This window comes from Kaistella yananensis (assembly GCF_026107505.2).
GTDB lineage: Bacteria > Bacteroidota > Bacteroidia > Flavobacteriales > Weeksellaceae > Kaistella > Kaistella yananensis.
This window is the reverse complement of record NZ_JAPCHZ010000009.1, coordinates 1-8,559: the sequence shown is the minus strand read 5'-3', so window position 1 is coordinate 8,559 and position 8,559 is coordinate 1. Positions and strand designations below refer to the sequence as shown.

The 8,559-nt window shown below is 34.1% G+C and carries 10 protein-coding genes; 3 read left to right on the top strand and 7 right to left on the bottom strand.

All coding sequences use genetic code 11. The annotated features are described in order from the left end of the window. A partial coding sequence (locus OK344_RS13310) for a transposase (RefSeq protein WP_265145216.1) occupies positions 1-349 on the top strand: 349 nt, incomplete at its 5' end. Between the two features lie 56 nt (positions 350-405). Here the strand turns inward: OK344_RS13310 and OK344_RS13305 are convergent. Continuing rightward, on the bottom strand, positions 406-930 hold the full coding sequence (locus OK344_RS13305) for a GNAT family N-acetyltransferase (protein WP_265145215.1): 525 nt from the start codon (positions 928-930) through the stop codon (positions 406-408). Between the two features lie 420 nt (positions 931-1,350). Here OK344_RS13305 and OK344_RS13300 point away from each other — a divergent pair, with 420 nt between their 5' ends. Next, on the top strand, positions 1,351-1,761 hold the full coding sequence (locus OK344_RS13300; RefSeq protein WP_265145214.1) for an IS110 family transposase: 411 nt from the start codon (positions 1,351-1,353) through the stop codon (positions 1,759-1,761). After that, positions 1,758-2,354 carry a transposase gene (locus OK344_RS13295; RefSeq protein ID WP_265145213.1) on the top strand — a complete coding sequence of 199 codons (597 nt, stop codon included), beginning with the start codon at positions 1,758-1,760 and terminating at the stop codon, positions 2,352-2,354. The genes OK344_RS13300 and OK344_RS13295 overlap by 4 nt, the downstream gene beginning before the upstream one ends. 55 nt (positions 2,355-2,409) lie before the next feature. On the opposite strand, the gene OK344_RS13290 is transcribed toward OK344_RS13295, so the two are convergent. The 6 genes from OK344_RS13290 to OK344_RS13265 form a co-directional block, all read right to left on the bottom strand. Next, positions 2,410-3,435 (bottom strand): RES family NAD+ phosphorylase, encoded by a 1,026-nt coding sequence (locus tag OK344_RS13290; protein ID WP_265145212.1) that lies wholly within the window; start codon positions 3,433-3,435, stop codon positions 2,410-2,412. Between the two features lie 4 nt (positions 3,436-3,439). Then, entirely contained in the window at positions 3,440-4,369 is a 930-nt protein-coding gene (locus OK344_RS13285) for a sce7725 family protein (protein WP_265145211.1), read from the bottom strand. 3 nt (positions 4,370-4,372) lie between these two features. Then, positions 4,373-5,221, bottom strand: coding sequence for a sce7726 family protein (locus OK344_RS13280; protein ID WP_265145210.1), 849 nt, complete (start codon positions 5,219-5,221; stop codon positions 4,373-4,375). Between the two features lie 95 nt (positions 5,222-5,316). Beyond that, positions 5,317-5,835: a transposase gene (locus OK344_RS13275; protein WP_228388391.1), complete on the bottom strand. Its 519-nt coding sequence runs from the start codon at positions 5,833-5,835 to the stop codon at positions 5,317-5,319. 11 nt (positions 5,836-5,846) lie between these two features. Further along, a complete protein-coding gene (locus tag OK344_RS13270) occupies positions 5,847-6,674 on the bottom strand; it encodes an IS110 family transposase (RefSeq protein ID WP_265145209.1) in 828 nt (275 codons plus the stop codon). A gap of 521 nt (positions 6,675-7,195) precedes the next feature. Further along, a complete protein-coding gene (locus OK344_RS13265; protein WP_265145208.1) occupies positions 7,196-8,278 on the bottom strand; it encodes a TlpA family protein disulfide reductase in 1,083 nt (360 codons plus the stop codon). Between the last annotated feature and the right edge of the window lie 281 nt (positions 8,279-8,559).

The following is an 8,559-nucleotide window of genomic DNA, read 5'->3' as shown; positions in this document are numbered from 1 at the left end:
AGTCTATCTTTTGATGGTCACGAAAGGATTTACAGCATTTACAAACGGACGGAAATTTGCCTGTTATTCGGGAGTGGTACCCTTCGAACACACCTCCGGAACGAGCGTCAAGGGGAAAAGCAGGGTCAGCCATCTGGCGGATAAAAAGATGAAATCGCTACTGCATATGGCCGCACTCACTGCAATAAAATATGATTCTGAACTCAAAGCATATTACCGCCGGAAAAAAGAAGAGGGAAAACACACCATGCTGGTTCTAAACAATATTAAATGCAAAATGTTGTACAGAATTTTTGCCGTTATTGCGCGAGAAACAAGCTTTGTGAACCTGCATAAATTTGCAGCATAATTTTATCACTTTTTGTTTGCTTTTTGTCATAGAATATGTTAGCGGCTGCCTTTGTTTCAGTTTGTTAGTTTTAGTTTCATCATAATGTCCGTTTGTTCGTCTTCGCCAAGTTTGAAAATATGTTTGTCAAACTCTACAAAACCATTTTTCTTATAAAAATTTATTGCTCTCGGATTTTCTTCCCAAACTCCTAACCAAACATAATCCGCATTTTTGTTTTTGGCTATTTCGATTGCTTTGTCATATAGAATTTGGCCAACTTTTTTTCCGTGAAATTCTTTGAGAACATAAATTCTTTCAATTTCTATAGCTTTGTCGTCTTTTAGTTCGGTTTGAGATTGTCCGAAGTTCAGTTTTAAATATCCAATTATTTTTTCTTCAATTTTCGCAAAATAAAATTCTGCGTTTTCGTCATTAAGTTCAGCTTCTAATTTGTCAGCCGAAAAACCATTTTCTAAATAATTTTCCATATTTTCTTCAGTGTTACTTTCTGAAAATGTTTCGTGAAAAGTTTGTCGTCCAATTTTTTGTAATTGGTCAAGGTCATTTATTGTGATTTTTTCAATGTCGATATTTTCCATTCTTTCTTTGTTGGTCGCAGTTTTGATAAGGTTGCCGCTAACGGAAAGGGGCTTTGCGAGGTGCGGGCTACTGTAAACCGAAAGTCGGGAGGAGAACCAATCTCTAGCAAAAACCATTTTCATTTTTTCAAATTTACAAAAAAAAATGAAATGGTTTTTTGCGGGTATTTTCTAGAATATTTCTGAGATTTCCTTCAATCCCGCATCTTGCAAAACCCATCTTTACTTTGCATCCATAAAATATATACCTTTAGAAAGCAAAACAGAGTGACCTAAAAAACCCTGTAAATTAAATCAGATTTAACTAACATATCAGTACTCTGTTTTGCATAAAGGTTGAACTGATGTTTCAAATAGAATATTAGACAAGAACTACTAAAGATTTTAAAACCATTCAACCACCTTTCAAAAAATAAAGATATGAAAAATTACAAAAACTACCTGGGTTTCGACGTCTCCAAAAACACCTTGGACTACTGCCTCCTGATTCCGGAAAGAGACACGGTAAAGAGAGGAAGCGTCGCCAATGAGAAAAAGTCTCTGCAGACGCTATTTGCAGCGTTTTCAAAGGAAGGACTGATGATAGAGGACACACTCGTGGTCTTCGAGCATACCGGAATCTACTCCACTATTCTGGCGGTGTTCCTGTGCGGGAACGGTTGGAACTATGCGGAAGTCCCCGCAATCGAGATCAAGCGTTCCAGAGGTCTTTCCAGAGGCAAGAGCGACACGATAGATGCGCAGGAGATCGCCAAATACGCGATGCGCAACGAGGACAAGATCCAACTCTCGGAAGTTCCCGAGATCATCTACCAGCAACTTACCTCATGAATGCGGAACGCGAAAAGCTCATCGCCGCGATAAAAAGTTTCGAGCGCACTTCGGAGGGCGAGGAATTCTTGGGAAAGGAAGTCTACAGGAGCGTGAAATCCGCCAACAGAAAGACGGTAACGTTCCTGAAATCCCAGTTGAAAACCCTGGAACTGGCAATAAGCAAACTCGTCAGGAGCGATGAAGACCTTAACGCTAAACAGGAGCTGTTGCGCAGCATACCGGGAGTCGGAGAAATCGGAACGCTTTATCTGCTGCTCACCACGAAGGGATTTCTGCGGTTCAGGAATGCGAGAAAATATGCGTGCTACTGCGGAATAGCGCCATTCGGGAGAACATCGGGAACCAGCATCCGGGGGAAAAGCAGGGTGAGCCCCTTTGCCGACAAAAAGATGAAGTCGATACTGCACCTGCTTTCACTGACGGCAATAATGTACGACCACGAGCTGAAGCTCTACTACGAGCGAAAACAGGCGGAAGGAAAACCGAAAATGTTGGCGCTAAACAACGTTAAATTCAAACTCGTCAACCGGATTTTTGCGGTCATCGAGCGTGGGACTCCCTACGTGAAAACACAACAATTTGCGGCATGAAAAAATTCAAAATATTGCTTGTTTTTTGACATATAATATGTTATCGGTAGTGCTTTTATAGATTTTTTGCTTTTATATTTATTTTTGAAATTTGTACTTTTTTTACGTTTCTACATTTCATCGTTTCTTGGTTAAAAAGGACTAAATTAGAACCCGTATTATGAAGAGAACTTCTAAATTTAATTCCTTGAACATTCGTAAATGTTTTGATAAATTCACAAATAAACTGTGTAGGAATATAATCTAATTCAGAATCATATCTTCTCATTGGTTTTGATAAATCTCTACTAATCAACTTTTTCAATAATGTAGACTTAATTTTTTTATTGATTTCTGTTGGATGATATAAAGTAGGAGCTTCAGTAAAATCGGAAATTATTATTTCATTTTGGTATTCTTCATTTTTAGTAAAGACAGCGACTGAAATTTCATCTAAATATGATGCTCTAACTTCGTATAGGATAGTTTCTTCATTATCACTTAAATACAGATAAGGTATTCCAATTGGATTAGCACGACCAGCAGAAGCATATTGTGGAGGAGGAGACGACATTTTATCTATAGGGTAAATATCCTCATTTGAATTTTGGTGTAATCTCGCCCTATAATATGTTTCATCATCATTTATTATAGTCTTACTTTCAAAAAAGCTATCCCAACCTAAATCCTCTGTTAAAGTCTCTATGTTTGTGAAATATCTTTTTTCCCATTTTAATTGTTCTTTTAAAATAGACCAGTAATTTATATTTTCAAGAATCTCATCACTAAAATCGACTACTTCTTCTGAATTGTTAATAATTGAATCTGTTTGATTTAGTGCTTCGTTTAATATTTTATTACCACAATCCAAGCTACTAAACAGGTTCCAATTCCCTTGAATTAATGAAATTAGGCTTTTATCACCGTCTTGCTTTATTTGGAAATTATCAAATAACTCTTTGAAAAAATCTAATAATTCTACTAGTTCAATAGTTTCAACCTCTAGGCTTTTACAACAATCACAATTTCCAGACTTGCCTTGAGATATTATAAAACCAATTAGTTCTTTATCTGAAAAACAATTTTTACAAACAAACTGCATAATACTAATTTAAAAAGTCACTTATAATTAGTAAATGATTTTTAATAGAAACTTTTTTAACTGTTCCTAATCCTGGATATCTTCCTTCTTCCAAATATTTTTTTAATTCATTTGTGGCGGAGTTTAATAAAGGTAAGTTATCACAAAAATCTACAGCTTTTAGTGCTGCTTGTGCAAATTTTCCTTGTACGTTTGCTATTGAGTCTACATCAGTAGATGTAAAATGTCTTATCCAAATTTGATTTTCTAAATCAGCGTTTAAATAAGTAAGATGTATTACAACTGCTCTTGGAGTACTACCTCCTTCCACAAATTCACTTGGTAATGTAGTGAAGTCAGCAAAAGCTTGATAACCATCTTGATTATAATATAAATGTTCTTCTGAAAATTTATGTGCTGGAATATTTAGAAAGTCTGCATTTTTTTGTTGCTTTTCAAATACATCATCTAATCTTATGTAAAATTTATCTATACTTTTTAAGCTTCTGTCCAAACTTCTATATTTGTGTGGTTCTAAAAGCATTATTTTACTAACCTTTTCGTTTGAATATAGGGATTTTAAACTTTCTTCATCAGAAAAATTGTCAAGACAAACTATAAGACAATTATCTAAGTTGTATTTTTCTATGCTAGAAATGATATATTCTGCATTGTCTGAGTAATGAAAAGCTGGTAAAAATCTTCTGTTTTCTAACTCGGAAAGGTAGGTTAAAAAGAATTCTGTATCTCCCAATTTTTCCCCTTTAAACGGGTTGACAATAAAATAAGCATAAAAGTCTTTCTCTTGGAAAATTTTATGGGCTAAGTTCAGATTATTAAAACTTTCTTTTACAGGCTCTAATACAGGAGTAATATTTTGTAACTTATCTTCATTAACAAGTTCACGTAAACTAATCAATTCAAATTGTCTTGCTCTTAAATATGGGAAATACATAATCTAAATAGTATTTGTTTTTAAACTATTAATTAGGTTATCTCTTTCCTGCTTTTTTAAATTCAAAGAAAGACATATCTGATTGAATTCATTATTCACCTTATTGAAAAATTGATTATTTATATTTCGTTTTTTCATTGTAGTAAGGAATAAATTATTCAATTCATTTTGCGGAATTTTTGATATAAGTTCCTTGCAGATTTCGAATTGATTGAATGAATTAATTTCCGGAAGCTGTCCATAATATTTTGTTGAAATTTCTAAATATTCTTTTGTATGAAGAACTTCCATTAAAGTGTTTGAATTTATATGATTAATTCTTTCAGCTTTTTGGATAATTTTAAAATTTTTGAAAGTGGAATCAAAAGTAATTATACCAACTGAATCATCATAGTTTGAATATTTAGACAAAAAAACATCAGGTACAATTATGTACACTTCATTGAAAATCTTTTTATATTCTAGAATTTGATTTGATAATCTATATTCTTTATCTAAAATAGTTTTAATTTCAAACACTTTAGAAACTCCATTAAACATTGCTAAATCAGCAATAGCTTTACCTATTCTGAATTCATTAAAAATGACTGAATTGTTAGTTCCTAACTCATTTTTTAACCATTTATTTAAAAACTCATTTTTTAAAACATATTCATTTGGATAGTTTTCTTCAAGAATATGATATGCGTTTCGAAGGAATTTTAGATATGAGTTTCCTTTATTTTTTTCAGTAAGATTATACCTTTCAAGTTTAATATCAATAGATTGAAAATCACCTTTTAGCCAACGATTTACTTCACTTCTCGAAAAAAGTGTAGAAAAATCTCGTAGTTGGTTCGAAGTGAAAGTCATTTTTTTTCGGTAAAGATAGCAAAAATATTTACTGTTTTCAATTTGGTAGTCGCTTTTCAAGCATTCTGACTAACGTTAAATTTTAATATTGATAATCAGTATTTTGTGATTTCAATATCTCTGTCAGTCAATCCAAATTTAGTGATTTGTTTTTGAATTCTTTTGGCTGCAGCAATTTTTCTTTTCTCGTCGAGGAATAGATATAGTGAAGGTGGTTGGTAGCTTTGCCCTTTCACAAGCATGTTCCAGATGATGACGGCAAGTTTGCGGGCCAGTGCAGAGACAGCAGTTGCTCTTCCTTTCTTGTAGTTCAACCTTTTGAAAAAGTCTGCGAGCCAGCCTTCTTTGAGATTACCGATGGCATTGGCAGTGTTTCGAAAGGCAATCTTGAGCCTTGAACTTCCTTTCGGGATGTGGTGGGACAGCACCTTGCCTCCGCTTATCTTGTTGTTTGGCGCAAGCCTAAGCCAGGCCGTGAACTGTTTAGCAGTGGGGAATTTCCTAATACCGTCTAATCCGATTTCAGCAATAAGGGTCATAATCAATCCCTCACTTACCCCTTCAATAGCCATCAGATCTACACCTTCGAAGTATTGGTAAGCAATTAAATTCATATCCGTTTGGCTTACCGCATTTTTGTTTTTTCGCTTGTGCTTTTTTTTTCAATGGTATGCTGTTTCTTATGGTCGTCTTTATCGATGAGTTCTTTCAGCAGTTGATCAATTTGTAAATCTGTCTCTGTGATTTGCTGTTGAAGGTGTTTATAGGAGTTCCACTCCTGTTGCAAAGCAAAAAGATAATCTTTACGACCGTTAAATTGCAGGGCTTTTGCAATTTCTTCCTCTGATTTCCGGCAATTATAATGACGGAGTTTTGCCAAGTCCTCTCCCTTGTACTCTCCGTTTAGAAAAGCTTCAATAATGCAAGATCCTGTAAGACCGACTATATCCCTTACCACAACTTCTAACCGCATATTCATCAACCGAAGGTATTTTTGAATTCTCCTGACGCATGATGCGGATTGCTTCAGCAGATTCTGCCGGTGTCTGGAATAGGTCCGTACAGTATCCGTGTCCGAATCTGGCAAAAAACTGGCACTCAAAAGCCCGAGAGAATGCAGTTTCTGTATCCACTGACAATCTTTAATGTCGGTCTTTTTTCCTTTGATGTTTTTGGTTTGTCTGCCATTCACCAAAATCACCTCAAAACCCTGGCCCACCAAAGTGGAAAATAGGTTTTGCCAGTAAGTTCCGGTGGATTCCATTGCAATGGAGGTAACACCTTTTGAGTGTAGCCAGTTACACATCTCGAGCTGATCTTGGCTGTACACCCCAAATTCTTTTACATCCTCCGCATTTTGCCCTACAGCTGCCCAGTGGCTACGGCTGCCAATGTCTATTCCACACGCATTGGGATGTACCACTTCGAGTGAAATCTGCTTCTTAATTTCCATGTCTTAATTTTTTAAATTAAACCAATAAAAACTCCAAGGATTGCACTTTGCTAAATTTGAAATTATTCTGATCGGGATATCTGCTTTTGGCAGACTCACCATTAAAAACTAACACCGTCTGAAGTATTACTACCAAAGACTTTTGTGCAATCTTACCTGAATTGCAGACGGGTTTTTAAACACCATTGCTTAAACCGGTCTTTTCAAGGAGCGATTACTAAGATAAGAATAAAGAATTTAAGATAGTAATATGAAGTACAGACTTTATCTCGTTAGCGGCTAAAAACAACTTCGTTTTCGAGTAGAGGAATTACCGATAACGGAAAAAGTATTTGCGAAGGGCGGGCTACTGCAACCGAGATTTCGAGAGGTGACCGAACGCTAGCAAAAAATTTTTCCATTTTTTAAAATTACAAAAAAACTAAAAAATGGAAAAGTTTTTTGCGGGTATTCTTAACTGAATTTTCAAAGTATATATTCAACCCCCGCATCTTGCAAAACCCATGTTGTACGCAGTAGTTTTATTCACTTTTTTCAGATTTTAAATATTCCATTATTGGTTCCAAACCTTGAAGCGATTTAGTTATTATTCCTTTTTCATCTACTAAATATAAAACAGGATAACCCGAAACTTGATATTTCTTTTCGATTTCTGCTTGGTCAGCAATAATCGGGAAATTTGATTTTCTATTTTTAAAGAATTTATTTACAATGTCTTTACTGTCTGTAGCGTAAAAATTTATAAGATGTAGGTTATTTGACAATTTAAAGTTTTCGTTATTTATGAAATTTGAAATTTCTATCGACGCACCACAATTTGTTCCCGAGAAAAGTAACAAAGTATTTTTATCTATAAAATTTTTATCGGAAATTTCGTTATTTTCAATGTCTTGGATAACAAAACTCGGTGCTTTAGTTGAAACTTTTAACGGATTTACATTGCTTCTTTCAAAATATTTTAGAGCATATTTCTCTTGCGGAGGAGAATTAAAATTTATCTCTTTTTTTGAAAATTTGTAATCTGAATAATCAAAAGTTACTCTTTGCCCAAGTTTGTCATCAACATAACTTTTTCTTTCAAGTTTTGAAATTAAGTTTTTTGGCGAAATGAAAATATTAAACTCAACTTTGATTGTTTTTTCTTCGTATTTTCTCACACTTTCTATAAATGAATAGCGAGAATAGTTTACGCCGTTTATTAAAATGTCGTTTTCATATTTCCAATTATTTTTCAGGAGAAAAGTAGGACCATATTGAACTAATCTTGAGTTTTTTATTGCATTCGCTTGATTTTTCTTAAATTCAAATTGCGAGAAAGTTTTTTCAGAATTATTTATTTCTGTATAATTTCCATTTTTCCAAATTTCTTCTGTATTATCTCTTTTGCTATAAAAATCAAAATTACTGCTGTTATAATTGTTAATGATGTAAAATGTTTTTAGGGTTGTTACTTCGTCAGTATCGGGATTTGGATAAAATGCAGTTAAAACATAACTTACAGATTTGTTCTTATTAAATTTTTCACGCGTTTTTTCTAAATCATTTTTCGCAAATAAAAAGGAAAAATTTAGCAGTAAAATTAAAGAAATTAACAATTTATTCATTTGTTGGTCAATTTAGGCGGTATTTTTTATACTATTGCGTACAACGGTTTGGGTATTGCCGAAGGCGGGGATTTTTAGCGCAAAAGTTCAAACGAAGGACGAATGTTGAACCTTGCACAAATGTCCAATCGAAGTCGTTCAGCCCCGCTTTTGGCAATACCTTGTTGAACTAAACCTTCGGTAGCTTTCTCAGCGCTATATTTAGTTACTTTGTAAAACTAATTAAAAATCAGTAAAATGGCAACAAAAAAAAGAGTGTAGAAGAGCTTAGAGAAAACAAG

Excerpts from the sequence above, each read along its gene's own strand:
- OK344_RS13305 (WP_265145215.1), bottom strand. The coding sequence starts at position 930 with ATGGAAAATATCGACATTGAAAAAATCACAATAAATGACCTTGACCAA.
- OK344_RS13300 (WP_265145214.1), top strand. The coding sequence starts at position 1,351 with ATGAAAAATTACAAAAACTACCTGGGTTTCGACGTCTCCAAAAACACC.
- OK344_RS13295 (WP_265145213.1), top strand. The coding sequence starts at position 1,758 with ATGAATGCGGAACGCGAAAAGCTCATCGCCGCGATAAAAAGTTTCGAG.
- OK344_RS13290 (WP_265145212.1), bottom strand. The coding sequence starts at position 3,435 with ATGCAGTTTGTTTGTAAAAATTGTTTTTCAGATAAAGAACTAATTGGT.
- OK344_RS13285 (WP_265145211.1), bottom strand. The coding sequence starts at position 4,369 with ATGTATTTCCCATATTTAAGAGCAAGACAATTTGAATTGATTAGTTTA.
- OK344_RS13280 (WP_265145210.1), bottom strand. The coding sequence starts at position 5,221 with ATGACTTTCACTTCGAACCAACTACGAGATTTTTCTACACTTTTTTCG.
- OK344_RS13275 (WP_228388391.1), bottom strand. The coding sequence starts at position 5,835 with ATGAATTTAATTGCTTACCAATACTTCGAAGGTGTAGATCTGATGGCT.
- OK344_RS13270 (WP_265145209.1), bottom strand. The coding sequence starts at position 6,674 with ATGGAAATTAAGAAGCAGATTTCACTCGAAGTGGTACATCCCAATGCG.
- OK344_RS13265 (WP_265145208.1), bottom strand. The coding sequence starts at position 8,278 with ATGAATAAATTGTTAATTTCTTTAATTTTACTGCTAAATTTTTCCTTT.